15 protein-coding genes are annotated in these 25,836 nt (G+C 60.5%); 7 read left to right on the top strand and 8 right to left on the bottom strand.

Translation table 11 applies throughout. From position 1 onward, the window contains the following. The first annotated feature begins 1 nt into the window (after position 1). Positions 2–3,148: an Ig-like domain-containing protein gene (locus H8B15_RS21020; protein WP_187319641.1), complete on the top strand. Its 3,147-nt coding sequence runs from the start codon at positions 2–4 to the stop codon at positions 3,146–3,148. Positions 3,149–3,225: 77 nt separating this feature from the next. On the opposite strand, the gene H8B15_RS10520 is transcribed toward H8B15_RS21020, so the two are convergent. Both H8B15_RS10520 and H8B15_RS10515 read right to left on the bottom strand, forming a co-directional pair. After that, on the bottom strand, positions 3,226–3,972 hold the full coding sequence (locus H8B15_RS10520; protein WP_187319640.1) for a WecB/TagA/CpsF family glycosyltransferase: 747 nt from the start codon (positions 3,970–3,972) through the stop codon (positions 3,226–3,228). 28 nt (positions 3,973–4,000) lie between these two features. Then, the gene (locus H8B15_RS10515; protein WP_187319639.1) at positions 4,001–5,395 is read right to left on the bottom strand and encodes an exopolysaccharide biosynthesis polyprenyl glycosylphosphotransferase; all 1,395 of its coding nucleotides are present in this window, start codon (positions 5,393–5,395) and stop codon (positions 4,001–4,003) included. Between the two features lie 669 nt (positions 5,396–6,064). Between H8B15_RS10515 and H8B15_RS10510 the strand changes: the two genes are divergently transcribed. Then, positions 6,065–7,582 carry a trypsin-like peptidase domain-containing protein gene (locus tag H8B15_RS10510; RefSeq protein WP_216859127.1) on the top strand — a complete coding sequence of 506 codons (1,518 nt, stop codon included), beginning with the start codon at positions 6,065–6,067 and terminating at the stop codon, positions 7,580–7,582. Between the two features lie 38 nt (positions 7,583–7,620). Here the strand turns inward: H8B15_RS10510 and H8B15_RS10505 are convergent, their stop codons facing one another. The 6 genes from H8B15_RS10505 to H8B15_RS10480 form a co-directional block, all read right to left on the bottom strand. Beyond that, complete coding sequence (locus tag H8B15_RS10505) at positions 7,621–7,782, bottom strand: hypothetical protein (RefSeq protein WP_187319638.1); 162 nt, start codon at positions 7,780–7,782, stop codon at positions 7,621–7,623. A gap of 172 nt (positions 7,783–7,954) precedes the next feature. Continuing rightward, positions 7,955–8,908, bottom strand: a complete 954-nt coding sequence (locus tag H8B15_RS10500) for a phosphatidylinositol-specific phospholipase C (protein ID WP_187319637.1) — start codon at positions 8,906–8,908, stop codon at positions 7,955–7,957. A 242-nt stretch (positions 8,909–9,150) separates the two neighbouring features. Continuing rightward, entirely contained in the window at positions 9,151–10,377 is a 1,227-nt protein-coding gene (locus H8B15_RS10495) for an alkaline phosphatase (RefSeq protein ID WP_187319636.1), read from the bottom strand. A gap of 60 nt (positions 10,378–10,437) precedes the next feature. Further along, positions 10,438–11,262, bottom strand: coding sequence for a PI-PLC domain-containing protein (locus H8B15_RS10490; protein WP_187319635.1), 825 nt, complete (start codon positions 11,260–11,262; stop codon positions 10,438–10,440). A gap of 127 nt (positions 11,263–11,389) precedes the next feature. Next, positions 11,390–12,952 carry a RagB/SusD family nutrient uptake outer membrane protein gene (locus H8B15_RS10485; RefSeq protein WP_187319634.1) on the bottom strand — a complete coding sequence of 521 codons (1,563 nt, stop codon included), beginning with the start codon at positions 12,950–12,952 and terminating at the stop codon, positions 11,390–11,392. A 155-nt stretch (positions 12,953–13,107) separates the two neighbouring features. Next, positions 13,108–16,269, bottom strand: a complete 3,162-nt coding sequence (locus H8B15_RS10480) for a SusC/RagA family TonB-linked outer membrane protein (RefSeq protein ID WP_187319633.1) — start codon at positions 16,267–16,269, stop codon at positions 13,108–13,110. A 406-nt stretch (positions 16,270–16,675) separates the two neighbouring features. Between H8B15_RS10480 and H8B15_RS10475 the strand changes: the two genes are divergently transcribed. The 5 genes from H8B15_RS10475 (at position 16,676) to H8B15_RS10455 (ending at position 25,671) form a co-directional block, all read left to right on the top strand. After that, positions 16,676–17,224 carry a sigma-70 family RNA polymerase sigma factor gene (locus tag H8B15_RS10475; RefSeq protein ID WP_187319632.1) on the top strand — a complete coding sequence of 183 codons (549 nt, stop codon included), beginning with the start codon at positions 16,676–16,678 and terminating at the stop codon, positions 17,222–17,224. 399 nt (positions 17,225–17,623) lie between these two features. Then, on the top strand, positions 17,624–19,279 hold the full coding sequence (gene pafA, locus H8B15_RS10470) for an alkaline phosphatase PafA (protein WP_187319631.1): 1,656 nt from the start codon (positions 17,624–17,626) through the stop codon (positions 19,277–19,279). A 281-nt stretch (positions 19,280–19,560) separates the two neighbouring features. Further along, positions 19,561–20,517, top strand: a complete 957-nt coding sequence (locus H8B15_RS10465; RefSeq protein ID WP_187319630.1) for a FecR family protein — start codon at positions 19,561–19,563, stop codon at positions 20,515–20,517. A gap of 86 nt (positions 20,518–20,603) precedes the next feature. Then, positions 20,604–23,897 carry a SusC/RagA family TonB-linked outer membrane protein gene (locus H8B15_RS10460; protein ID WP_187319629.1) on the top strand — a complete coding sequence of 1,098 codons (3,294 nt, stop codon included), beginning with the start codon at positions 20,604–20,606 and terminating at the stop codon, positions 23,895–23,897. Positions 23,898–24,075: 178 nt separating this feature from the next. Then, the gene (locus H8B15_RS10455) at positions 24,076–25,671 is read left to right on the top strand and encodes a RagB/SusD family nutrient uptake outer membrane protein (RefSeq protein ID WP_187319628.1); all 1,596 of its coding nucleotides are present in this window, start codon (positions 24,076–24,078) and stop codon (positions 25,669–25,671) included. Positions 25,672–25,836 lie beyond the last annotated feature (165 nt).

Here is a 25,836-nt window from a genome sequence, read left to right as displayed (position 1 = left end):
CGTGCGCATCGCCACGAGCGAGCCCGTGCAGCTGCTGAACTGCACGCTGGCCGGGGCGGGCGATTTGATCGTTTCGGGCGAGGGCACGGACCTGGTCGTGCGCAACTGCCGCGGCTACGGGCTCGAGCCCAGCCGCACGGGCGTGGGGCGGGGGCGCTTCGTGAACAGCTACCGGGCACGGCGGCTGTGGATCGAGCACAACTACTTCGAGCAGACCAGCGGCCTGAACATCGACCGCTGGAGCACGGCCGCGGGCGTGTCGGGCGTCTCGCAGCCGTTGCTGGTGCGCTACAACCAGGCGCGCAACATCGACGGGCGCTGGCGCGGCAACCAGGGCAGCACGCGTGCCAGCTTTGTGATTCTGAACACGGTGCGCAGCCTGGCGGGGGTGGAGATCAGCTACAACGAGGTGCGCAACACGGCCAACCAGAGCCTGGTGGAGGACAACATCAACCTGTACGCCAGCTCGGGCACGAGCAGCAGCCCGATCCGGGTGCACAACAACTTCGTGTTCGGGGCCTACCCCTACCCGGCCACGGCCACGGGCTACACGGGCACGGGCATGACCACGGACGGCAACGGCAATGCCTCGGAGGTGACGGCGTATGTGGAGGCGTATGAGAACCAGTTCATCAGCACCTGCAACGCGGCCATGAACATTGCGGCCGGGCACGACATTTATTACCACGACAACCGGCTGGTGACCAGCGGGCTCTTGGCCGACGGCACGCGCTTGCCCAGCACGTGGGCGGGCACCTCGATCTTCAACTACTACAAGCTGCCGGGCAACGTGTTCTTCAACAACCGGGTGGAGCGCACGGTGGTGGGCTACATGAGCAAGGGCGGGCAGAACGGGCGGCTGGACATGAGCCCGGGGGCGTGCGCGAGCTGCGCGGTGGAGCCGTTGCCCAACCCGGTGACGGTGGACACGGAGCGGGGCGAGGAGCAGCGCTGGCAGCAGAAACTGCAACAGAAAAACATCTCCCTCGGCCCGGAAGACGGCAACACCGCCCCAAGCGTACCCACGCCCCCTACCGGCAGTAACTACGTGGTGAACCCGAGCTTTGACGCGGACGGACGGGGCACGGAGTCGCCCACGGGCTGGCAGACGTGGACGGGCAGCGGCACGAGCACGAATGCCTCCTACACCGAGTCCTACCCCTCGGCCCGTACGGGCACCTACCACGGCACGCACTACCGGCCGGGCAGCTACGAAATCTACACCTACCAGACGCTGCGCAACCTGCCCGCGGGCCAGTACACGCTGCGGGCGTGGGTGAAAGGCGGCGGCGGGCAGAGCGCGGTGCAGCTGCTGGTGAAGAACTACGGCGGCAGTGAGCGCACGGCCAGCATCGGGGCCACCAGCGGGGGGGTGAACGGCAACTGGACGCAGGTGGAGATAAAAGACATCACCGTGAGCGGGGGCGAGTGCGAGATTGGCTTCTACTCCAAGGCCGGCGGCGGCGGGCAGTGGATCTACTTCGACGATGTCGAGTTCGTGGCCCAGTCCGGCACGCCTGCCAAACCTAATGTAGCCCCAACGGTGAGCCTGACTGCCGCTGTGAACAACCTGACGCTAGGCAATTCCCTGACCATGACGGCCAATGCCGCCGACTCAGATGGCTCTGTTAAAAAGGTAGAGTACTTCAGTGGCACCACCAAGCTAGGCGAAACGACTTCGGCTCCTTATCAATTCAGCTGGAAACCTGTTGGCATCGGCACGCTGTCGTTGACGGCCGTTGCTACCGACGATGATGGCGCTACTACTACCTCCAATGCCGTAGCAGTTACGGTGGTAGGTACCGTGGTGTTGCCATCGCCAAGTACGCCGGTTTCGGGCGGAAGTCCGGTAGCAGGCAATAACTACGTGGTGAACCCGAGCTTTGACGCGGACGGACGGGGCACGGAGTCGCCCACGGGCTGGCAGACGTGGACGGGCAGCGGCACGAGCACGAATGCCTCCTACACCGAGTCCTACCCCTCGGCCCGTACGGGCACCTACCACGGCACGCACTACCGGCCGGGCAGCTACGAAATCTACACCTACCAGACGCTGCGCAACCTGCCCGCGGGCCAGTACACGCTGCGGGCGTGGGTGAAAGGCGGCGGCGGGCAGAGCGCGGTGCAGCTGCTGGTGAAGAACTACGGCGGCAGTGAGCGCACGGCCAGCATCGGGGCCACCAGCGGGGGGGTGAACGGCAACTGGACGCAGGTGGAGATAAAAGACATCACCGTGAGCGGGGGCGAGTGCGAGATTGGCTTCTACTCCAAGGCCGGCGGCGGCGGGCAGTGGATCTACTTCGACGATGTCGAGTTCATCGCGCAAACCAGCGGTGGCACCAGCGAGGGTAGCAACACGGTGCTGAACGCCAGCTTCGACGATAACCTGTTTCCTACCCAAACGCCCAGCCGTTGGAGCACCACTCCCGGCAGCGGCAGCAGCGACAACGCTGACTACACGGAAATCTATCCGGGTGCCCACTCGGGCCTCTACCACGCCACGCACTACCGTCCTGAACCTTACGAGGTATATACCTACCAAATGGTGAGCGGGCTGGCTAATGGCACCTATACCCTGCGGGTATGGGCCAAGTGCAGCGGCGGCCAGAGCGCCGTGCAGCTACAGGCCCGTAACTACGGTGGCAGCCAGCGCACGGCCAACATCGGTGCCAGCAACACCTGGACGCAGATTGAAATTAGTGGTATTCAGGTGACGAATGGCCAATGCGAAGTAGGGGTGTACTCGAAAGCCGGAGCCGGTCAGTGGCTATACTTCGATGATGTGGAGCTGGTGCGCGTGCAAGGCGGCAACACCTTCAGTGCCGTGAGCAGCAGCAACAGCACCGTTGCAGGGCTAACCGTTACCGGCGCCGAGCGCAACGCCGCTGCCAGCATCACGGAGTTCAGCGTATTCCCAAACCCCGCCAACGTGCAGACCACCATTGCTGCTCCCTTCGAGCAGGCGGGTAGCGTCACCATTAGCATCTTCAACCTGCAAGGCCAGGAAATGACGCACTACGTGCAGTCGGTGGTGAAGGGTAGTAACTATCTGCCCCTGTCTACGGCTAACCTGCCCATTGGCAACTACGTGTTGCGCGTAACGGGTGCCGGGCATAACTACACCAAGCGCTTAGTAGTTAGCCGATAATTGCTGATACCTCCACTAAAAAAGGTCGTCCGAGCGGACGACCTTTTTTAGTGGAGTAGTGGTAGAGTAACCAATACTTAGCCACGTGCCAGCACTTTTCTGGCTATCAAGTAGATGAAGTGGGAGTTAGTAACCAAGTAGCGACGCCACAAGCGGCGCGGCTCCAGCCACAGACGGTAGGCCCACTCCAGCCACAGGCGCCGTGCCCAGGCGGGTAGGCGCTGCTCCAGCCCGGCATAGGTCAGGAACGCTTGCCCTACCCCTAGCATACAGGCCTTAATGCGGCCTCGGTGCGCTGCCATCCACTTTTCCTGGCGCGGGCAGCCTAGCGCTACAAAGAGGAGGTCGGGGTCGGCTTCGTTGATGGCGGCCACGTGCGCTTCTTCTTCCTCGGGCGTGAGCTTGCGGAAAGGCGGCGAAACCATGCCCGCAATACGCAGATTGGGCAGCTCGCGCTCAATCCGCTCCCGGATTTTGCTGAGCACGGCATCCGTAGTGCCATAGAAGTACACCGACTGGCCCCGGCGTTCAGCTTCGGCGAGTAGGGCAGGGGTGAGGTCCATGCCGGCCACGCGCTCCTGGCGCTTGCCGTGGAACCAGCCCACGGCCCCGGCCACCGGGCTGCCATCAGGTGTTACCACATCGGCGTCGGCCAATACCTGGCGAAACTCGGCGTCGCGGTGAGCTTCTACTAGCATGTGCACGTTGGCGCAGCACACATAGGCCGAAGTGCGGGCCGCGCCCAATTGCAGAATGGTATCAACAAACTCCGGAAAGGTACCCGTGGAGATGCCGGAGTTTAAAACAAGACGTTTGGGTAACATAGCGGAAAGCAGGAGGCAAAAGCAGGAGCTAGTAGGCGTTTTCTTCGCCGTGTACCATGTTCCAAACCGTCTTGCCAATAATCTTCAGATCGAGCAGGAACGACCAGTTTTCTACGTATTTCAGATCATATTCCACACGCTTTTCCATGGCGCCATCGGCACGGGTTTCGCCGCGGTAGCCATTCACCTGGGCATACCCCGTGATGCCCGGCGTTACGGTATGACGCATTGGATAGGTGCGGATCTGCTTGGAATACTCTTCCAGCTGCGACACCATGTTGGGGCGCGGTCCTACCACCGACATGTGGCCCAGCAGTACGTTGAAGAACTGCGGTATCTCGTCGAGGCTGCTCTTGCGCAGGAACCGACCCACGCGGGTAATGCGAGCATCACCCTTTGTAGCCTGTAGCTCCACCACCATATCTGTGCGCATGGTGCGCAGCTTGTAGCAGGGGAATAGTTGGTTACGCTTACCGGGCCGCATCTGCTTGAAGAACACAGGGCCCTTCGAATCCAGCTTGATGATAAGCGCCAGAATCGGCATAATGATGGGGAAGATGAACAGAATCACCATGCCCGAGAAAGCAATATCAAAGGCCCGCTTCATCAGCTGATTGGGTCGGAAACCCAGCGGATGCTGCCGCACCGTGAGAATGGGCAGGTGGTTGTAGTAGTACACGTTGATGTCCTGGCGCATGGTACCCTGAAAATCCGGGATGATGCGGAAGGAAATGAAGTGGTCGTCGGCAAAGCCTGACAGGTCCTGCACTAGCTCACGCTGGTCCAGCGGCATGGCGAAATAAATTTCGTCAATTTGATTTTGCTTGCAGAAGTCTTTCAGCTGATCGATGCCACCGCGCATCATGTGCTCCATGCCCTGCGGCACCTCATCATCGGTGAAAAAGCCCATGAACTGGTTGCCTATTGGGTCGTGCAACGACAAGAACTCTTGGAGCTGCCGGGCGCTGCTGCTGGTGCCCGCCATCACGAAGCGGCTGTGTGGCCGGGCAAAGTGCTGTTGATAGGTGCGCCGCAGGAAGGCCAGCAGAAAACGGCCTGCCACAATGCCCGCCATCATGGCACCATACATGGCCAGCAGGTAGGGCATGGGCAGCCAGTACACCTTCAACACCAAGGCGCCTGACATCAGCACGGCCGCATGGATCATGAAAGCCAGCAGCAGGTTGCGCAGCTTTTCGGGGTAGGAAATCAGTCGGTCTACGCGATAGATATTTGCGTACTGGCCCGAGATGATCCACCACAGCAGCGCGAATACTGCGAAAAACAGTGAGTAGTACCCATCAAACTGCCAGGTACCCAGCAACTGGTGCGCGGTGAGGCGGAAAACGCCGAAAATAATGAGGCTATCGACAATTGGTAAAATAAGCCTTTGTGAGTTACTGTAGTAAGTGTAACGTTCCATACATTAAAATGAAAGGTTGGCAACTGGAGCAATCCTGGGTGGTATGGAAAGGTAAGGTCGGAGGGACTGCGGGATGAATCACTAACAATGAGGCAAATATACTTTATTCTGAAAAAAATATGACTATCACATCATATTTTAGAACAGGATCTATGATAAATCATATTGTCTCATTGTCTGTGTCCATATACTTGATTCATGTTAATAGGTTGCAGAGATGATAGAATAAATAGGGCATTTCATATAAAATTAATGTTGGTACCTAGATAAGTGTCTATAAATCAAGTATTAATTGTATTATATTGATGAATGTGAATACGTCTGTTTCAATGCTTTTAGGAGATATAACTTGGAATAATGTTCTTATAATACCTCCTATAACAGTCCAGCTAGTAATGAGTTAGCTGCTGTATAATGGCTTCGATACATGGTATAAGTATTTACTTATTAGTCTGTTATTGTCGTAATGCTGTGGGAAGAGAAGATCAGCCACAGTGACTTTTGTGCGCTTTGTGCTGGCGCAAGGTGCGTTGGTCTGTATATATGGTAGTGCTCTTTGTACCTTCTGTGGATGCGTACCCCAGCAGCAAATCCTGGCTGCGTGAATTTCGTTAGAGTAGCTACTTGCCTTCCGGCGCTCGAGCCTGACTTCCATACAGCCCTACCCTCATGAGAATACCGACCATGCGCTTGCTATTTGATGGCTTGTGTTTGCTGCAACTAGTTAGCGTGAGTTGCACCAGCAGACCAGAACCAGAACAGGGTAGGAGCTCTGACGAGCACACGGCCTTTTTTGCCGATGACACCGTGCAAACTGCTGTTCCGACGGAGACGCCTGCCACCGGCGCTTCGGGGAGTATCGGCAACTTTGTGAAAGCCTCCAAAGCCGCCACGCCGGCGGTAGTGCACATCAAAACCACGTACGGCGCCTCGGGCAACTACGCTGCCGGGTATGGGCAGGGCTACGATTCGCCCGCGGGGCGTGGGTCGGCCATGGCTTCCGGCTCGGGGGTGCTGATTACGGGCAATGGCTATATCGCCACCAACAACCACGTAGTCGAAAACGCCTCGCAGATTGAAGTCATTCTGCCCGATAACCGACAGTTTCCGGCCAAGCTCGTTGGCCGCGACCCCAACACCGATCTGGCCCTGCTCAAGATAGAAGCCGATAGCCTACCCAGCATCCGGCTGGGCAACTCCGATAAGGTGCAGGTAGGGGAGTGGGTGGTGGCCGTGGGCTACCCCTTCTCGCTGAATACCACCGTTACGGCCGGCATTGTGAGTGCCAAGGCTCGCAGCATCGGCATTATCAACCGGCCCAGCCAGCGTGGCTACGCGGCCCCCGCGGGCAATACCGGCATCGAGTCGTTTATTCAGACTGATGCGGCCATCAACCCCGGCAACAGCGGCGGTGCGCTGGTAAACACCGACGGTGAGCTGATTGGCATCAACTCGGCCATTGCCTCCCAAACCGGCAGCTACGCCGGCTACGCATTTGCCATCCCCGTGAACCTGGCCCGGAAAATCCTGGGCGACTTGCGCAAGTATGGCACCGTGAAGCGTGGGCTATTGGGCGTTTCCTACCCCTCGCCGGCCGTGGAGGCTCAGTATCTACAGCAGCAGGGCTTGCAGCCGGGCGTGGTGAAAGGCGTGTACATCACTGGGGTGCTAGAAAACAGCGCAGCGGCGGCGGCCGGCCTGCAAGAGGGCGACATCATTCAAAGCATTGATGGGGTACAGCTGAATTCGTCGGCAGAGTTTTCGGAGCGGATTGCCCGGCATCGGCCCGGCGATGAGGTGAAGCTCACATACCTGCGCAACAAGCAGCGCCGCACTACCTCGGCCACCCTCAAGGGTGAGGAGGCAACCGCCACGGCCAGGGGCAACGCCAGCCTGGAAAAGATCTACAACAAGCTCGGGGCCAGCTTTGCCCCCGTGCCAGCTGCCATTAAGCAGCAGCTAAATCTGCAAGCGGGCGTGCTGGTGCAGGAGGTGCGGCGCGGTGGATTCTTCGATCAGGTAGGCATTCCTAGCGGTACCATCATTGCCTTTATCAATGGGCAAGCCATTGATAGTCCGCAGGATATAGACCAAGCACTGCTATCGGCCCAGAACGGCATCATTCAGGTGCTGGCCATTGCGCCCGATGGCTCCCGCGTGGTGTTCGACTTCTCGCTTGGCACCTAAGCCAGCAGCAGGGTAGAACACCAGTAGCACTACCTTGCCTACCAGAGCTCGGGCAAGATGTCAGTCAGCGAAAGTTGGCCAGCCACGTAGCGGGCCAGCAGAATGCGAGTGGCAGCGGTAGGCGCGGGTGCCCCGCTAAGCTGCAGCGCCATGGAAATGCCCAACAGCCGACGGGTAGTAGCTGGCTGAGCAGGAGGCACAACGGCTGCGGGATTATCTGTAGGTGTAAGTGGGCAGGATGGAAATAAAATGTTTTGCATGGCCTTTTATTCTGAAATGAATTTTAATTAATTAGCTTATTCGTGATAATGAAATGATAAAAGCGCGCTACACGTATAAACTATATACGTGTAGCGCGCTTTTAAAATTCTGTTAAAAGTTAGTCTTAACAATTAAATTATTTCGGCTGGCTTCGGCAAAGTCCATCGGAATGATGCCGAAGTGGCCAGTGGTTTGCGTGCTGAAAAAAGTGGAAATACGCGGGTTGATATCGTTGGCAACCGTGTTGATATTGGGAATGCCGAACAGACCGGGCTTGTAGCCGCTAGCGTAGTTGAGGTAAAGGCGACCGGGCGCGGCGGTCTTGGCCTCGCCGAATAATTGCGTCATAGCCGTCCACTTGGCTGCGTTGTCGGGCACTTTGTACTGGTCCTGCACCTTCAGCTGGGCCTGTCCGTTGCTGATGCTGAAAGTGGTGTTATCGGCCCAGGCGGTAGCATCGATGCCCTTGGGGGTGGTAGCAGCGGCGAAGCGACGGAGCAGCACAATCTTGCCGCGCACCTGCCCCAGGGTAGGCACAGTGGCGCTCAGATACCACTTGTCGGGGTTCTGTTGCAGGTAGGTGTTCAGCGTTTGCTCGAAGGTGCGGGTGTTGTTGCTGGGCGTGTGTTCCTCCTTGATAGACATAATGATACACTCCGTGGGGTTGGCCTGCAAGAAGGCCAGACAGGCGGCGCGCACGTCGTCGAAGTTCAGGTTTTGGTAGATAGCGCCGTGGTGAATGGCAAAGCTATTGTCGATGTGGCGGCAGCGGATATCCAGGAAGCGCACCCCAGCCGCGAGCTGCTCCCCAATGGTGAGCGTCTGGCACTTGGCCGTGCCAGACACCGGCTCAAACCGGGCACCCGAGTCGTGGGTGCCGGGGATGCTCAGCTGCGACAACGACACGTTGGCGTCCACGGCGCCCATCCAGTTGTGGAGGGAGTAGGCCACGGCCGATTGGGTGGTAGCGTCGGCAACCGGCTGCACATCTTCCAGCTTGTTGCAGGAAGAAAGAAATAAGGTGGCGCCGGCCACCGCGGAAAGGAAGGTAGTAGAGCGTTTCATGCGTAAGTAGTGGAAAGATGAATAGAATAGAGCTTGAGCAAATATCTATTTTACTTTTCTCAACCTTTTGCATTTATATATTATTTAACCACTAAGTATTTTTTGATAATCATAATAATTTGATAAATAGTTAAAACGCCATGCTGAGCTTGCCGAAGCATCTCGCGTGCTGATGCTAGATACTATCTTTCGTCAGCACGCGAGATGCTTCGGCAAGCTCAGCATGACGTTCTGGTTTACATTTAATTATTATCGGCGCTATTCCAATTCAATGCTTTTTTGATACGATAATAAATTTCCGTATTCTCATACATGCCCGTAAATAATTCACTGCCTACCCCATAAGCAAACACGGGCACCATTACAGCGGAATGCTTATTGGTCGCAAAGTTGGCCGCTATTTTGCCGCTGGGGGCGCTGCCGCCCATAATACTGTAGCCGCCCGTTTCGTGGTCGGCCGTTACGATAACCAGGGTTTCGCCGTTGGCGGCTGCAAACCGGAAGGCCTTACCCACCTGCTGGTCAAAGTCCAGCACCTCCTGCACGTTTTGGGTGGCGTTGTTGAAGTGGCCGGCATCGTCGATCTGCGAGCCTTCAATCATCAGGAAGAAGCCGTTTTTGTTCTTACTGAGCACTTCCAAAGCCTTATCTACGCCTTGGTTTATATAAGCGGCCGTGCGCTCGGCCACGGCGGGCGGGCCGTTTTCGGCGAGTAGGGCTATGGCCTTGGGGCCGGTAATGCTGGCTACCTCGCCGGGCTTCGTAACTACCTGATAGCCTTTTTGGCGCCACTGCGGCAGCAGGTCGGCGTGGTCCTGGCGCTGGGTGAAGGCGCGCAGCCCGCCGGCATACATAAAGTCGATAGGCGCGGCGAGGTACTTCAAGGCAATGGCTTCCTGGTCGTTGCGGTCGGGGTGGGTCACGGCGAAGCAGGCGGGCGTGGCGTCGGTCAGCTCGCAGGCCACCACCACGCCGGTGGATTTGCCGTGCTCCCGCGCATCCCACATAATAGAGCGAAACTCATGCCCCAGTGAGTCCATGCCGATGGCGGCGTTGCGGGTTTTGTGGCCGGTAGCCATAGCCGTGGCACTAGCCGCCGAATCGGTAATCTTACCGTACTGGTTCTGGGTGATGCTCAGGCCCGTAGTCTGTGCTTGCTGCATGAACAGGCGGCCCCGGTTGGCCAGCAAGCCGCCCGTTACCTGGGCCGGCCCCATGCCGTCGCCAATCATCAGAATGATGTTCTTGATGGGTTTTTTCGGGCCGGCGTAGGGTACCAAGTCAGGTACGGGGTAGGCGCCGGGCGACTGGTACTCGCGCTTGTAGAGCGGCACCTCTACCGGCCGCACATCAGGCGTATGCTTGATGGCCTCAATCACCGCACTACGGTCGGGGGTAGCGGGTTGGGAAGACGCGCAGGCAGACAGGCCAAGGCTACTGATTAGCAGGAGGTAACGGAAAGAACGCATGGGATTGTTAGAGGTATTTCGGAAGGGGCGTATCGGGCAGAAACACAAGATGCTGTGTCTCTACTTGCGCGAGGTGGCGTTGCGCTGCGCGTCAATTACCTGCTTTAGCTCGCTTAGCTCATCGGCGCCTACCAGCAGGGCGGGGTAGCGCAGCAGCTCTTGCCACACGGCCTGGCGCTGGGCGGCGGTGGCGGCGGGCAAGTCCCAGAAGCGTACTTTCTGGCTGGTGCGCACGGCCTGGTCGTTGAGCTGGCGCAGGCGGGTGGCTTCGGCGGCGGGCATCTGGCCTACCCCGTCCCAGCGAAAGGTCTTCTGCCAATCGGCGTTGACGGCCGGAATAGCGGCGGCCAGCTCCGGCTGCAAATCGGTGAGCTGCCCATCCAGGAACACCAGCCGATCGGGCTCGGCGAGAACCTGCTGACGGGGGTAGCCGCCGGTGAGCATCACGCGCACGCCGCCGGGGCGGGGCTGCTGGGGCGTAGACAGCAGCTCGCGGTAGCGGCCGAGCACCTGTTTCAGCCGGGCGTAGGTGGCGGGGCCATCGTTCTTGAAATCGACGTACAGCCACAGCTCGGCGGGCTTGGTGTAATACTGGCCGTTGAGCTGGCGTAGCGGGTCGAGGTAGAGGCTTTGCAGGGTTCGGTCGGGGCGCAGGGCGGCGCGTTCGTGGCCTACCTGCAAGGTGCTGTCAATCAGAAAGACATCGGCCTCCACGCTTTTGAAACCGAGCTGCAAAGCGTCGAACAGCGGATGCGGACGCCAGTAGTCGTTGTGGGAGTGACCCTGCTCCAGGGACAGAGCGGGTTGGAAGCGCGGCGTTTGGGCGTGGGCGGCCGTGGTGAGCAATAAGGCCGTGAGGACGGCAGAAGCAATGGTTTTGATCATGTACTGTATGAGGTTTGAACGGTGTAGAGACGCATACTTGCGTCTCATCGTTGAACGATTCAGACGGTGGACGTTCAACGACGAGACGCAAGTATGCGTCTCTACTTTATACCGTTTGGGCATGTAGCTACCAGCCCTGATTCTGAGCGATGCCAGAGTTGGCCAAATCGGTGGGGGGGATGGGCCACACGTGGTGCACGGTGGGGTTGAAGGTGCGGGCGGGCCACACTTCTACCACTCGGTAGGTAGAGGCGGGGTTCGACTGGTCGGCGTAGGCGCGGCCGTGCTGGGGCTTGGCGTAGGCGGCCTGGGCGTCGCCCCAGCGCACCAGGTCGGCGTGGCGGTCGGCAAACTCGCCGGCCAGCTCTACGCGGCGCTCGTGTTTGAGGTCGGCGAGGGTGGCGCCGGTTTTGGGAGCCAGGCCGGCGCGGCGGCGCACGGCGTTCAGGGCCGCGTCGCCGCTCTTGCCCTGCATAATCTGGGCTTCAGCTTTCAAGAGCAGCACCTCGGCGTAACGCATCAGCGGCACGTTCAGGTCGGTGGTGGGCTTGTCGCCGTTGGCGTTCAGGTGGGCCGCGATGGGCGTTTCGTAGGGCTGCATGTACTTGCTGAACTGGAAGCCCGTGAGCGAGTTGGTAGACGAGTAGCGCTTGGTGGCGCCCAGGTAGGTAAACTCGTCGCCGAAGGTGAGGATGGTCGCCTTCAGGCGCGGGTCATTGGCCTCGAACTCCTGGTACAGCTCCAAGGTAGGCTGAAAGTAGCCCCAGCCGTTGTACTGGCCCCAGCCTTTGTTTTCGAGCAGCACGCCCGGCAGAATGCTGCCGTCCTGTTTGCCCGACACCACCGACCAGATGTACTCCGAAGTCCAGTTGTTGGGGATGGTGAACACGCTGTGGAAGTCCTGCTGCGGCTGGCCCGTGTTCAGCAGCGCCCTACCCGAGCCGGAATTGGCTACGGCATCGGCAGCCTTCTCGGCTTCGGCCCACTTGCTCTTATCGTACTGCGCCCAAAATACATAGGTTTTGGTGAGGTAGGCCAGGGCCGCATCCTTGTGCGCCCTACCCAAATCGGCACCGGAATAGGTGGTGACCAGCGGCAGCAGCTCGGCGGCTTTCTTGAAATCCTGCTCCATCAGCTGGTAGTTTTCCACCACGCTAGCGGGGCGCGGGAAGGCGTTCTGGTCCATGTTGTCCACCGTCACGATGGGCACGCCGGCGCGCTGGTCGCCGTAGCGGGTGGCAATGTGGAAGTAGGTGAAGGCCCGCATGAAGTAGGCCTCGCCCAGCGCCCGGTTTTTCAGGTTTTCGCTGATGCTCATGCCGGGCACGTTCTTCAGAATCTCGTTGCAGCGGCGAATCACGCGGTAGGAGTAGCCGTACATCTTGTTGGTGTCGCCCTCGTTGCCGGTGGCCGTGAAGTTGCGCACGTTGGCGGCAGTGGCCCGCACGCGGCCGGTCACCATGTCGTCGGAGGCGTTGATCAGCCAGAAAAACCCGCGCCCAAACATGTCGTCATTGCTCATGTAGGTGTAGAGGGCGTTGGAAGCGGCCACCGCGTCGGCGTCGGTCTGCCAGAAGTTGGCGTCCGTGATGGTGCCCTGGGGCGTCAGGTCGGTGAAGTCGTCCTGGCAGCCGGTAGCAGCACCGAGGAGCAGGGAGGTGAAGAGAAGGGTAGCGTATGTGCGTTTCATGGGAGTTTGTTCTTTCGGTGGACCCCACCCCCCGGCCCCCTCCCCTCCGGGAGAGGGGGAGCCACGGCGGCGCGGTGCGTTCTACTTGCGTCCCCAATCGTTCGGCTCCCCCTCTCCGGAGGGGAGGGGGCCGGGGGGTGGGGTGCTACGTCTGCTTAAATCCCCAAATTCAACCCAATAGTAAAGGTGCGGGGCAGGGGGTAGGTGCCCACGTCGAGGCCGATGCCGCCTACCTCGGGGTCGAGGCCGGAATACTTGGTGAAGGTCACCAGGTTTTCGGCGGTGGCGTAGAAGCGCAGGCTGGCGCCGGTGCGCACGCGGTCCGTGAGGGCGGCGGGTAGGGTGTAGCCGATGGTCAGGTTTTTCAGGCGCAGGTAGTTGCCGTTTTCCAGGTACCAGTCCGACACGCGGCTGAAGTTCTGGTTGGCGTCGTTGGTGGAGAGGCGCGGGATGTCGGTATCGGTGTTCTCCGGCGTCCAGGCGTTCAGCACGCGGCTATCCAGGTTGTAGCCCTGCAAGCCGGCGTTGTAGGTCGAGAACTTATAGGCGTTGAACAGCTTCACGCCGCTCACGCCCTGCCAGAACATGCTCAGGTCGAAGCCTTTCCACTGCCCGCCCAGCGTAAGGCCGTAGGTGAGCTTGGGCATGGCGTTGCCCTTGTACACCCGGTCATTGTCGTCGATGCGGCCGTCGCCGTTCGTGTCGCGGAACTTCAGGTCGCCGGGCTTGGCGTTGGGCTGAATCAGCTTGCCCTCGCCGTTGGTGTAGGCCGCCACCTCCTGCGCCGACTGGAACAGGCCTTCGCTGGGAATCAGGTAGTAGGAGTACAGCGGCTGCCCCGGCGTCGAGCGGTAAGGGTAGAGCTGGCTGCGCACGTTGTCGCCGTGCTGGATGAAGTCGGCGCCGTAGCCGTCGAGGTCCTGCACGCGGTTTTTCAGGGTAGCAATGTTGCCGTTCACCTGGTAGCGGAACTCGCCTACCTGGTCGTTGTAGCCCAAGCCCAGCTCCACGCCTTTGTTCAGCACGGTGCCCACGTTGGAGGTAGCGCCTTCGCCTACCCCGGCGCTGGTGTTGGGGGCCACGGCGAAGATCAGGCCGCGGGTGTATTTCTGGAAATAGTCGGCGGTGATGGTCAGGCGGTTATCCAGCATGCCCAGGTCCAGGCCCACGTCAAACGTTTCGGACCGCTCCCATTTCAGGTTGGGGTTCGACTGCTTATTAATATAGTAGCCCGCGTAGTAGGCCGGCGTGCTGCCCAGGTAGGACTGCCCCGTCACGAGCGGCACGTTGTAGGCGTAGTAGGCCACCGACTGAATATTGCCAATCTGCCCCCACGAGCCGCGCAGCTTCAGCGTTTGAATGGGCGCCACGTGGAAAAACGACTCCGACGAGATTTTCCAGGCCCCGGAAATAGCCGGAAAATAGTCGGAATTGTAGCGCGAGAGGCGCGAGGTCTGGTCGCGGCGCACGCTACCCGACAGGAAGTACCGGTCATCGTAGCTGTAGGTGAGGCGGCCGATGGCCGAGGTCAGGGCGTCCTGCCACACGTCGCTGGTAGGGCGCTGCACAAACTCCTTGGCGTTGCCGATGTACTGGTACCAGTCGTCCTCGCGGTCGAAGTTCTGCCCCTGCACCCAGAAGTACTCGTAGTTGGTGCGCTGAGCCGAGTACACGGCTGTGAGGTCGAAGAGGTGCTTGCCCAGGGCCTTCTGGTAGCTCACCTGGTTGTCCCAAATCCACCGGCGACGGTCGCCCTGGCTCTGGGTCAGGTAGTTCATGGTGTTGGTACGGCCCGGCTCCGGAATGCGCGGGTCGAAGCGCTTGTAGGACTCGCGCTGCAAATCCAGGCTGAAGCTGCTGCGGAATTTCAGGTTATTCAGCGGGTTATATTCCACATAGCCAATGCCGTTCAGATTCAGCAGCGGGCTGTTCACGGTAGGCCGCTCCAGCAGCGCCACCGGGTTGTACACGTCGCCGTAGGCACCGGCAAAGGCAAACTCCGGGGCCGGCGCCATCGGCGTAACGCCCCCAAACGTGCCGTCCTCGTTGCGCACGGGTGCTGCCGAGGGCATGTAAATGGCGTTGATGATGCTACCCGAGTAGCTGTTGCTGGTGTTGGTGCCGCGGGCTTCGCGCTGGTTGATGTACACGTTCTGGCCCACCGTAATCTTCGGGCTGATGTCGTAGTCCGATTTCAGGCGCAGCGTGTAGCGCTTCAGGTTGGTGTTGCGCAGCAGCCCTTCGCGGTCAAAATAGCCGAAAGAGGTCAGGAAACGGCCCCGCTCGTTGCCCCCGCTCACGGTGGCGTTCAGGTTGTAGATGCTGCCCGTGCGGAAAATCTCGTCTATCCAGTCGGTGCGCGTGATCTGGCCCCAGGGGTTCTTGGCGGGGTCGTGGGCGGCGGGGCGGCCTACCCCGGCGTTGTCGGCGGCCTGGTTGTAGGCGGCGGCCTGCTCGGCCGCGTTCAACGCGTGCGGCAGCTTGTAGGCCGACTGCCAGCCCTGGTAAGTATCCACCGTCACGCGGGGCACGCCGGCCTTGCCGCTCTTGGTGGTGATGACGATGACGCCCGAAGCCGCCTGCGCCCCGTAAATAGCCGCGGCGGCGGCATCCTTCAGCACCGTGAGGCTGGCAATGTCGTTGGGATTAATCGGCCCGCCGTAGTAGGGCATGCCGTCCACCACGTACAGGGGGTTCTCGCTGTTGAAGGTGCCCGCCCCGCGAATCACCACCCGCGCCGTAGCCGAGGGGTCGCCGCCGTTTTGCAGCACCGTCACGCCGGCCACGTTGCCTTGCAGCATGTCCTGCACTGTGGAAATAGGGCGGTTGGCCTGCTTCTCGGGGTTGGGGAGGGTGGCAATGGCCGTCGTCACGTTCTCGCGCTTGGCCGTGCCGTAGCCAATCACCACTACCTCATCGAGGCCGGTAGTGGCATCGGAGAGCGTGATGGCGAAGTCCGTTTGGTCGGCCACGCGCAGCTCCTGCTTTTCGTAGCCGATGAACGACACCACCAGCACCGCCTGCGCGGGGTCGTCCACGGTCAGCTGAAAGCGGCCGTCGGGGTCGGTGGTGGTGCCGGTGTTGGTGCCCTTCACTAGTACGGTCACGCCGGGGATGGGCTGGCCAGCTTTGTCGGTGATGCGGCCCGTAACTGGGGTAGCAACCAGCGCCGGAAGCGCCTTTGCTACGGGCTGGCCGTGCGAGGAGGGTAGGGGCCGGGCGGCCACGGCCGAACCCGTTAGACTCAGGGCAACAAGCGTTACAACCGTCCGCTTGCCCGCGGCTCGGTGTGGTCGTAGCTGTACGTGTTTTGGCATAGAGGCAGTAGAGAAGTGGCGGAAACAAAAAGACCCCCGAAACGTAGCCGCGCGCAGAGCAAGCAAATCAGCGAAAACCACCGGCAAGATTCGGGTCGGTGTAGTCGGATGAGTCTGTTTATTAATGCTTTATCAATTGAGGGCTGCGTAGGGCGTAAGCGGCTGTGCGGTGGCTATTCGCGGCGGAGCAGCTCCGGGAAGTCTTCGGACGGCACAAAGGAAGGCCCGTGTTGTGTCGTATATATTTCGCCGTTATCAAGTAATTGTTACCAACGATTATCGGCCCTAGCGCCCTCTTTTGGCTGTGTTACGGTCGTGTTACCGGGCGGTAAAGCCTGTGTGATATCTGCGCATCACCTCGCTTATCGCACGCCTAGCCTTCTACCTTTGGCGCAAAGAATGCGCTGTGGCTACTGACACCCTACTTGAGCTACTGGAACGAATCCGCACCGACGACTACCAGGCCTTCGAGCAGCTATTCGAAGCGCACTGGCGGGAGCTGTACCGGTACGCCCATAAGGTGCTGCGCCACGCCCCCGACGCCGAGGACGTCACCCAGGAGCTGTTCTGCGACCTGTGGGCCAACCGCGCCCAGCTGCACGTGCAGACCAACGCCCAGGGCTACCTGCTGGGGGCGCTGCGTAAGAAAATTCTCACCCGCTTCCGCGACGCCGACATCCGCAGCCGCCACTTGCAGCACTTCGGCGCTACCCAGGAAGCCGCTACCGAGCTGACCCTGAAGCACCTTGTAAGTCACGATACACTAGCCGCCGTGCAGGCGCGGGCCCAGGCGCTGCCGCCCAAAGAGAAGGAGGTGTTTCTGCTGGGGATGGTCCACGACTTCTCGGTGAGGGAAATTGCCGAGCGCTTCGCCACGTCCGAGCAAACCGTGCGCAACCAGATGAACAGCGCCCTGCACAAGCTTTCGCCTTTTCTGGTGAAGCTGCTGAGCTAAGAATAGTTGTCTGCCGTCGCCTGCCGGTCCGACGCCGTAGGCGTCCGACCGGTATCGTTGCGGATGTTCGCACCGTGTGGGGTAGGGTAGGTAGTAGCAAGCGTCAGCACGCCTCTCGTTCCACGATACCGGTCCGACGCCGTAGGCGTCCGACCGGCAGGCGACTATCCGACCAAGTAGCAGGCACGCAGCGAAGCAGCCCATGTTACCTCTTCGTTAAATCGAGGGTAGGCGATGGTTGAAAAAGCCGCGCACTGCAACTGATAGATGTAGGCGGCCGCCCCGGCCGGGAAAGCAAGCAGCCCGCCGCCTACCAGCCGCAGCAGTCGTGTTGCGCGTTTTTTTTTCCCTGCTTTGGTGCTCGCACGATTTACCACGCGCTAGCGCCTCATCCTGTGTATGTTCCGAAAACTAGTTCTTTCTGCGCTCCTGTTGGGTAGCGCCCCTGCTTTGCTCGCCCAAAGCCCCAAAAAGCCCAAATTAGTAGTGGGTATCATGGTCGACCAGATGCGGGCCGACTACCTGCCCCGCTACCTCGACCAGATGGGCAACGACGGCTTCAAGCGCTTGCTGCGCGAGGGGTTTCAGTGCCGCAACACCCACTACAACTACATCCCGACGGTGACAGGCCCCGGCCACTCCTCGGTATACACGGGCACCACGCCGCGCTACCACGGCATTGTGGGCAACTCCTGGTACGACCGACGCCTGCGCCACGACGTGTATTGCACCGACGACTCCACCGTGCAGCTGGTGGGCACTACCACCCGGAGCATGGGCGTATCGGCCCGCAACCAGGTGAGCACCACCCTGGGCGACGAAATGAAAATGGTGTCCAACGGCCGCAGCAAGGTCATTGCGCTGTCGTTGAAAGACCGGGCGTCGGCGCTGCCGGCCGGGCACATGGCCGATGGGGCGTTTTGGTTTGATATCAACACCGGCGACTTCATTTCCAGCACCTACTACATGCCCACGCTGCCCAAATGGGTAGCCGACTTCAACGCCCAGAAAAAGGCCGACTACTACCGCCAGCAAACCTGGACGCCCCTGCGCGGCCCCGAGGCCTACCTCAACAGCGTGGCCGATTCCAACGCCTACGAGAAAATATTCAAGGGTAAAATCGCCGCTACCTTTCCCTACGAGCTGGGCAAGCTGGCCCCGCAAAATCCGCCGGCCTACGAGGCGGTCAACGTCTCGCCCTTCGGCGACAACCTGCTCACGGACCTAGCCCTGGCGGCCCTCGCCAACACCGACCTGGGCCGCGACGATGTGCCTGACCTGCTGGCCATCAGCTACTCCAGCCCCGATGCCGTGGGCCACACCTTCGGGCCGCTTTCCAAGGAAGAAAACGACCTCTACCTGCGCCTCGACCTGGAAATTGCGCGCCTGTTGCAAGCCCTCGACAAAACCGTGGGCAAGGGCAACTACACTATCTTCCTGACCGCCGACCACGGCGCCAGTGAAGTGCCCAAGTACCTGGCCCAGCACCACGCGCCCAGTGGCGCCCAGCACCACGCCACCCTCAACCAGGGCGCAGCCGACTACCTCACCCAGCAGCTAGGGCCAGGCCAGTGGATTGAGGCGGAGCGCAACAACATGTACTACCTCAACCGCCCGCTGATTGCCAGCCGCAAGCTGGAGCTGGCCCGCGTGCAAAACCTGCTGGCCGACTACCTCCGCGACCAGGACGGTATTGCCCAAGTGAATACCACCACGCAGCTACTCACCAGCAGCACCGGTGCTTTCCTGGAAACCAAACTGCAAAACGGCCTCTACTACAAGCGTTTTGGCGACGTACGCTTCGAGCTGGAACCCGGCTGGACCTGGGAGCTGGGGGTAGGGGCCACCCACGGCTCGGGCTACCTCTACGACAGTCACGTGCCTCTGCTGTGGTTCGGCGCCGGCATCGCGCCCGGCATCAGCTACGAGCCCCACTCCATCACCGACATTGCCCCCACCGCTGCCCTGCTGGTGGGCAGCAAGCTACCCAGCGCCTGCACCGGCCAGCCTATTGTGGAGGTACTGAGTTCTAAATCCAACAAGAAATACCGGTAGTTCCGGAGCTGTTTGGTTTAGCTAAAAAGGTAGCCGAAACGGTGTAGAGACGCATATTTGCGTCTTGTTGTCTGCACCATATGCACGAAATAGTTCAACGACGAGACGCAAGTATGCGTCTCTACACCGTGCAGTAAGTAACACAGACAGTTTCTTATATAATCGTTGCTGCCCATTAGGCTCCCCCGCTCCCAGGGGTGAGGTATCCCTCCCCGAATATTAAGCTTTCGTTACATCAAGCCTAGCGGATGGTTACTGCCGCGGGCTTGTGCAACTCTATCATGAAGCCCTCACATTCTCGCTTCCGCCGTTTGCCTGCCCGTCTGCAACGCTACCTGCGAAGCCGCCTCACTTCGCACCACGCCGAGCAGCAACGGGAGCAATGGTTGGATGCGCTGGTGGCCGCTACCCCTGATGATGACGCGCTCATCAACGAGGAAGCAGACGCGGCGCGGCGGGCCCGGATTCTGGCGGGAATCCATGCCCGGACGCAACCGGTGGCGCGGGTTCGTCCGCTGTGGCCGGCCCTGCGGATGGCGGCGGTGCTGGTGCCGCTGTTGCTGCTGGGCGCTGTGGCGTGGTGGCGCTCGTTGCCAGGCGAGCTGCACTACGCCACGGGGGTAGGGGAGCAGCGCGAAATCGTGCTTCCCGATAGCAGCCACGTGTGGCTGCGGCCACGCTCGGAGCTGACGTGCGCGACCCGCTTTGGGGCCGTGCGCGCCGTGCAACTGTGCGGCGAAGCGTTTTTCGCCGTCACTAAAAATCCACGGCAGCCTTTTGTGGTGCGCACGGGCAAAGTGGCGGTGAAGGTGCTGGGCACATCTTTCCTGGTGAAGGCCTACCCCCAGCTCCCGGCTACCACTGTGCTGGTGCGCACCGGCCGGGTGCAGGTGGCCCGACAGGATACCGTGCTGGGCGTGCTGTATCCGCACGATCAGCTTGTCTATACATCGCATAATCAGAAATATACGCTCACCCACAACGAATACACCGACGCCCTGCCTGCCAGTCAGCTGCTGACGTTTGCGCAAGCTTCCTTGCCCGAAATTCTACTGCTGCTGGAAAACTACTACCCCGTTCAGTTTCAGGTGCGGCCCGAGGTGCCGGCCATTGCCTTCTCGGGTACACTTGATTCGAAGCTCTCCGCCGACCAGATTACCGACGTGCTCAACGTGCTGTTGCAACGCCACCACCTGCGCATCACCAAAGTTTCGGCCACTACCTACCGGGTAGAGTAGGGCCGCAGTAGCACTCCATTTTCCTGCTTTTCACCCCCTCAGGCAAACCGCCTGCCGGGCCACGCTTTGCCCAAAACCGACCCTTTATGCTACACCTCGACTTCTTAACGTACTGCCGACAGCGCGGCCGCCGGCTGCTGCTCACGGGCGCCCTTCTGGGGGCTACCACCACGCTACCCTACCTGGGGTTTGCCCAGAAAGCCAATGCCGAAGTGGCCTACTTCGCCGTGCCGGCGGGGTCGTTGGCCACGGCGTTGCAGCGTCTTCAGCGCGAAACCGGCGTCAACATTGTGTATGAAGCCCGCGACGTGCAGCAAGCCCGCGTAGAAGCGGCCGAGTTCCGGGCAGCCAAGGTAGGCGACATCATCCGGCAGATGACGCGCCGCACGCCCCTGCACCTGGAAGAAAATCAGGGCGTTATCATTCTGACACCCGACACGGCCCCGCCCGAGCCCCGCGCCCCGCGCAAAGCGGCGCGGGAGGTGAAAGGCCGAATCACGGATGCGCGCTCGGGCACGGCCCTACCCGGCGTGACGGTGATGGCCAAGGGTACCTCCACCGGCACCGTGACCGACGCCGAGGGCCGCTACGCCCTGGTAGTGCCCGAGGAAGCCACCACGCTGGTCTTTTCCTTTATGGGCTACGTGGTCAAGGAAGTGACGGTGGGCGAGCAAACCAGCATCGACGTGGCGCTGGCCGAGGACAACAAGCTGCTCAACGACGTGGTGGTGATTGGCTACGGCGCGGTGAAAAAGGGCGAGGTGACCAGCTCCATCACCAACGTGGAGCCGCGCGAGTTCAACCGCGGCGTGGTGGCTACCCCCGACCAGGTGCTGCAAGGCAAGGTGGCCGGCTTGAACATCACCCGCAGCGGCGACCCGAACGCCACGCCTGCGGTGGTGCTGCGCGGGGCGTCGTCGTTGCGGACGGGGCAGGCGCAGGAGCCGTTCTACGTGATTGACGGCGTACCGGCGGCCAGCATCAACCTAGTGGCGCCCGACGATATTGTGAGCATTGATGTGCTGAAAGATGCTTCGGCCACCGCCATTTACGGGGCGCGGGCCGCCAACGGTGTTATCATCATCACCACGCGGCGGCAGAAGCCCAGCGCGGCTGTGACCTACAGCGGCTACGTGGGGGTAGAGCAGGTGTCGAATACCATCGACATGCTGAGCGGCGACCAGCTGCGCAACTACCTGGAGGCCAACGGCAAGAGCCTCAGCCCCGCCGACAACGACGAGGGCACCAACACCGACTGGCAAAAGGAGGTGATGCGCACCGGCATCAGCCACAACCACACCATCAGCTACGGCGGCGGCTCCGAGAAGTCGGCCTTCAACGCCAGCGTCAACTACTTCAAGCGCCAGGGCGTGATGAAGACCTCCGACAGTGAGCGGATCATCGGCAAGATCAACCTCGATCAGAAAACGCTGAAAGACAAGCTGCAACTGCGCTTCACGCTGACCAACTCCCTGCTCACGCAGCACCTGATTTCGGACCTGGTGTACCGCAACATGTTCAACCATTTGCCCACCACCAACATTCAAAACCCCGACGGCACCTACAAGGAAAACCTGACCCGCACGCAGTACTACAACCCGGTGGCGCTGCTGAACCAGAACAGCGAGGAGCGCAAAATCAACACCTTGCTCGGCAACGCCAGCGCCCAGCTCACCATCCTACCCAACCTCACCAACACGCTCAGCCTGAGCATGCAGAATGAGTCGGTGAAGGGCGGGGCCTACCAGAGCCGGGAGTCGCCGGTGCCGAACGCCAACAACGTGACCGGCCTGGCCGCCAAGGGCCTGGCCCGGCGCTACAGCCTGGAAAACACCCGCAAAATTCTGGAGAACTACCTGACCTACAACCCGCTGAACAACGCCACCCACGACCTAAAACTGCTGGTGGGCTATTCCTGGCAGGAAGACAAAAACGGCGACGGTTTCCAGACGGACACCCGCGGCTTTGTGTCGGACCAGCTGGGCTACAACAACTTAGGCCTGGGTAATCCCAACGGCGTGACGCCCAACTACGACGCGGCTATTGCCGGCTACAGCCTGGGCATCTCTACTCTGCGCCTGATTTCGCTGTACTCCCGCGTGAACTACGGCCTCTTGGACCGCTACTTTCTGCAAGTGTCGGTACGGCGCGATGGGTCGTCGGCGTTTGGGGTGAACAACCGTTGGGGTACGTTCCCGGCGGCCTCGCTGGCCTGGAATATCACCCGCGAAGACTTCCTGGCAGGCCAGAGCAAGCTCACGGAGCTGAAATTGCGCGTGGGCTACGGCATCACGGGCAACTCCCTGGGCTTCGACCCGTTGATTGCCACCCAGCGCTACAGCAGCGTGGGCACCTTCTATTATAATGGCAGCTTCATCAAGGCCATCGGCCCCACGCAGAACCCCAACCCCGATCTGAAGTGGGAATCGACGGCCATGCTGAACGTGGGCCTGGATTTCGGCCTGCTCGGCAACCGCTTCAGCGGCACGGTGGAGGTGTACGACAAGCGCACCTCCGACCTGATCTGGAACTACCCCGTCTCGACGACGCAGTACTTCGTGAACACGCTGTACGCCAACGTGGGCGAAATCAGTAACCGCGGGGTAGAGCTGACGTTGAACGCCACGCCGGTGCAAACCGCTGACTTTCAGTGGAACGTGAGCGGAAACCTAGCCCACAACGTGAACAAGGTAGAGAAGCTGGCCAACGACCAGTTCCGCCTCGACCAAGTGTACACGGCCTACCCCGGCGGCTCGGGCCAGAGCGGCATTTCCACGCAAATCGTGAAAACGGGCTACCCCATCGGGCAGTTCTTTTTGCCGGAATACGCAGGGCGCGACGAGAATGGCCTGTCGCTGTTCTACAAGGCCGACGGTACCACCACCGGCTCGCCTACCCTGGCCGACTACCGCTACCAGGGCAACGCCCAGCCCACGCTGCTCTACGGCGTGAGCAACACCGTGAGCTGGAAACGCCTGGACCTCAACTTCTTCCTGCGCGGGGTGACGGGCAATAAAATCCTGAACGCCACGCTGGCCAACCAGAACATTCCGGCTCAATCCACGGCCAATAATCTGCCGGTTTTCTCCCTGAACGAGCCCTACAACGACAACCGCGCCAACTACTACTCCGACCGCTACCTGGAAAGCGGCGCCTACCTGCGCCTCGACAACGCCACGCTGGGCTACAATCTGCCCATCAAAAACGAGTACGTGAAGCGCGCGCGCGTGTACCTCACCACCCAGAACCTGTTCACCCTCACCAAGTACCGCGGCATCGACCCCGAGATGAACCTGGGCGGCCTCACCCCCGGCCTCGACAACAACAACTTCTACCCCAAAACCCGCTCCTACGTGCTGGGCGTGAACCTGGAATTTTAAGCGGCACCCCACCCCCGGCCCCTCCCCTCCGGGAGAGGGGTGCGTTCTAGGGGTGAAGTTGTGAAGAGTGAAAAGTGAATCATTCACTGCTCACAGCTTCACCATTCACCTTTCGTCTGGCACCCCTCTCCCGGAGGGGAGGGGCCGGGGGTGGGGTCCACACAACCATCGACTACCTATGACTACGAAAATCATACGTCTACCCCTGGCCGGCGCCCTGGCGGCCCTGCTGCTCTCGGCCGGCTGCACGGACCTCGATGCGCCCATCGAATCGGAGTACACGCCCAGTAACTTTCTCACCACGCCTGAGCAGTTTATTGCCGCCTCGGGGCCGGTGTACAGCCAGATGCGCGGCGAAGTGGCCAAGGCATACTGGAACCTCCAGGAACTCAGTACCGACGAGGCCGTGATTGTGGCCCGCAACGGCAACTACTACGATGGCGCCCGCTACCAGCAGCTGAGCCTGCACACCTGGAACCCGCAAAACGAGTTTGTGCGCACGGCCTGGGACTGGGGTTTCAGCGGTATCAGCACCTGCAACCGCACCCTGGCGCTGTTTCAGAACACGGCCGATGGGGAGTTCAAGGCGCAGTTTATGGCCGAGCTGCGCACCATGCGCGCCCTGTACTACTACCAGATGATGGACTCGTACGGCAACATTCCGCTGGTGCCGGAGTTTGGCAGCACCGAGCAGCCCACCAACGCCACCCGCCAAGAGGTATTTGCCTACATCGAAAGTGAGCTGAAGGCGGCCCTGCCCAACCTTTCGGCTACCGTATCGGCTCAGACCTACGGGCGGCCTACCCAGAGCACGGCCCAGGCGTTGCTAGCCAAGCTTTATCTGAATGCGGAAGTGTATATCGGGCAGCCGCGCTACACCGAGGCTATTGCCGCCTGCAATACTATCATCAAAAGCAAGAAGCACAGCCTGGCCGCGAATTATCTGGATGTATTTGCGGTGGAAAACGGCCCGCAGGTAACAGAAATCATCTTTGCCGTGCCGTTTGATGCCAACCTGGCTCAGGGCAACATGATGTCGCGCTTTGCCCTGCACCAGCAAATGCGGGACAAGTTCGGCCTGCTCTTCACGCCCAGCAACGCCAGCCTGACCTGGCCCGAGTTCTACGCCCTCTACAAAGAGCCCACCGACACCCGCAACCAGCAGTGGCTGGCCGGCAAGCAGTACCTGAGCGACGGCCGCACGCCCATCCTCATTGCTACCACCAAAAAGGGCCTCGACTCGCGCTACACCGGCGCCGATGGCAACACGGCCATCAGCTACCACCTGGAGCTGTCGGACCGCCTCACGTTCCGCGACGCGGCCAAGTTCGATGTGGGCAACGACGAGCTGGGCAAGGCCCAGGGCACGCGCAACATCAAATACTACCCCGATAAGTCCTCCACCTCCCGCGACCAAGGCAACGACCTGGTGCTGCTGCGCTACGCCGACGTGCTGCTGATGAAAGCCGAAGCCCTCCTGCGCGGCGGCCAGGACCCCGACGGCGCTACGGCCAAAGATCTGGTGAACCAGATCCGCACCCGCGCCCAGGTGCCCGCCCTACCCACCGTGGACCTGAACGCCTTATTCGAAGAGCGCAGCCGCGAGATGGCCTGGGAAGGCTGGCGCCGCAACGACCTGATCCGCTTCGGTAAGTGGGAAACGGTGTGGGGTCAGGGCATGAAAACCAACGCTGATACCTACCGCCGCATCTACCCCATCCCAACCACGGAGCTGACCTTGAACGGCCAGTTGAAGCAGAATCCTGGGTATTAATAACTAGACCTGTTTCTGATTCTCATTCAGAAACAGGTCCGGCCTTTTTAATGCGGATACATCTCACAGCGGGTTCCGAAACGCAGGTTACCTGCTACGTTTCGGAACCCGCTGCGTTGTGCACTGCTTTTGCAAGGACGGTTGCTGCGGCGCTAGCGCCCCCGA

Source organism: Hymenobacter citatus (genome assembly GCF_014333615.1).
GTDB classification, from domain to species: Bacteria; Bacteroidota; Bacteroidia; order Cytophagales; family Hymenobacteraceae; genus Hymenobacter; species Hymenobacter citatus.
The sequence above is the reverse complement of the archived record's forward strand: the minus strand, read 5'-3'. Positions and strand labels throughout refer to the sequence as shown.

Excerpts from the sequence above, each read along its gene's own strand:
- H8B15_RS10520 (WP_187319640.1), bottom strand. The coding sequence starts at position 3,972 with ATGTTACCCAAACGTCTTGTTTTAAACTCCGGCATCTCCACGGGTACC.
- H8B15_RS10515 (WP_187319639.1), bottom strand. The coding sequence starts at position 5,395 with ATGGAACGTTACACTTACTACAGTAACTCACAAAGGCTTATTTTACCA.
- H8B15_RS10510 (WP_216859127.1), top strand. The coding sequence starts at position 6,065 with ATGAGAATACCGACCATGCGCTTGCTATTTGATGGCTTGTGTTTGCTG.
- H8B15_RS10500 (WP_187319637.1), bottom strand. The coding sequence starts at position 8,908 with ATGAAACGCTCTACTACCTTCCTTTCCGCGGTGGCCGGCGCCACCTTA.
- H8B15_RS10495 (WP_187319636.1), bottom strand. The coding sequence starts at position 10,377 with ATGCGTTCTTTCCGTTACCTCCTGCTAATCAGTAGCCTTGGCCTGTCT.
- H8B15_RS10490 (WP_187319635.1), bottom strand. The coding sequence starts at position 11,262 with ATGATCAAAACCATTGCTTCTGCCGTCCTCACGGCCTTATTGCTCACC.
- H8B15_RS10485 (WP_187319634.1), bottom strand. The coding sequence starts at position 12,952 with ATGAAACGCACATACGCTACCCTTCTCTTCACCTCCCTGCTCCTCGGT.
- H8B15_RS10480 (WP_187319633.1), bottom strand. The coding sequence starts at position 16,269 with ATGCCAAAACACGTACAGCTACGACCACACCGAGCCGCGGGCAAGCGG.
- pafA (WP_187319631.1), top strand. The coding sequence starts at position 17,624 with ATGTTCCGAAAACTAGTTCTTTCTGCGCTCCTGTTGGGTAGCGCCCCT.
- H8B15_RS10465 (WP_187319630.1), top strand. The coding sequence starts at position 19,561 with ATGAAGCCCTCACATTCTCGCTTCCGCCGTTTGCCTGCCCGTCTGCAA.
- H8B15_RS10460 (WP_187319629.1), top strand. The coding sequence starts at position 20,604 with ATGCTACACCTCGACTTCTTAACGTACTGCCGACAGCGCGGCCGCCGG.
- H8B15_RS10455 (WP_187319628.1), top strand. The coding sequence starts at position 24,076 with ATGACTACGAAAATCATACGTCTACCCCTGGCCGGCGCCCTGGCGGCC.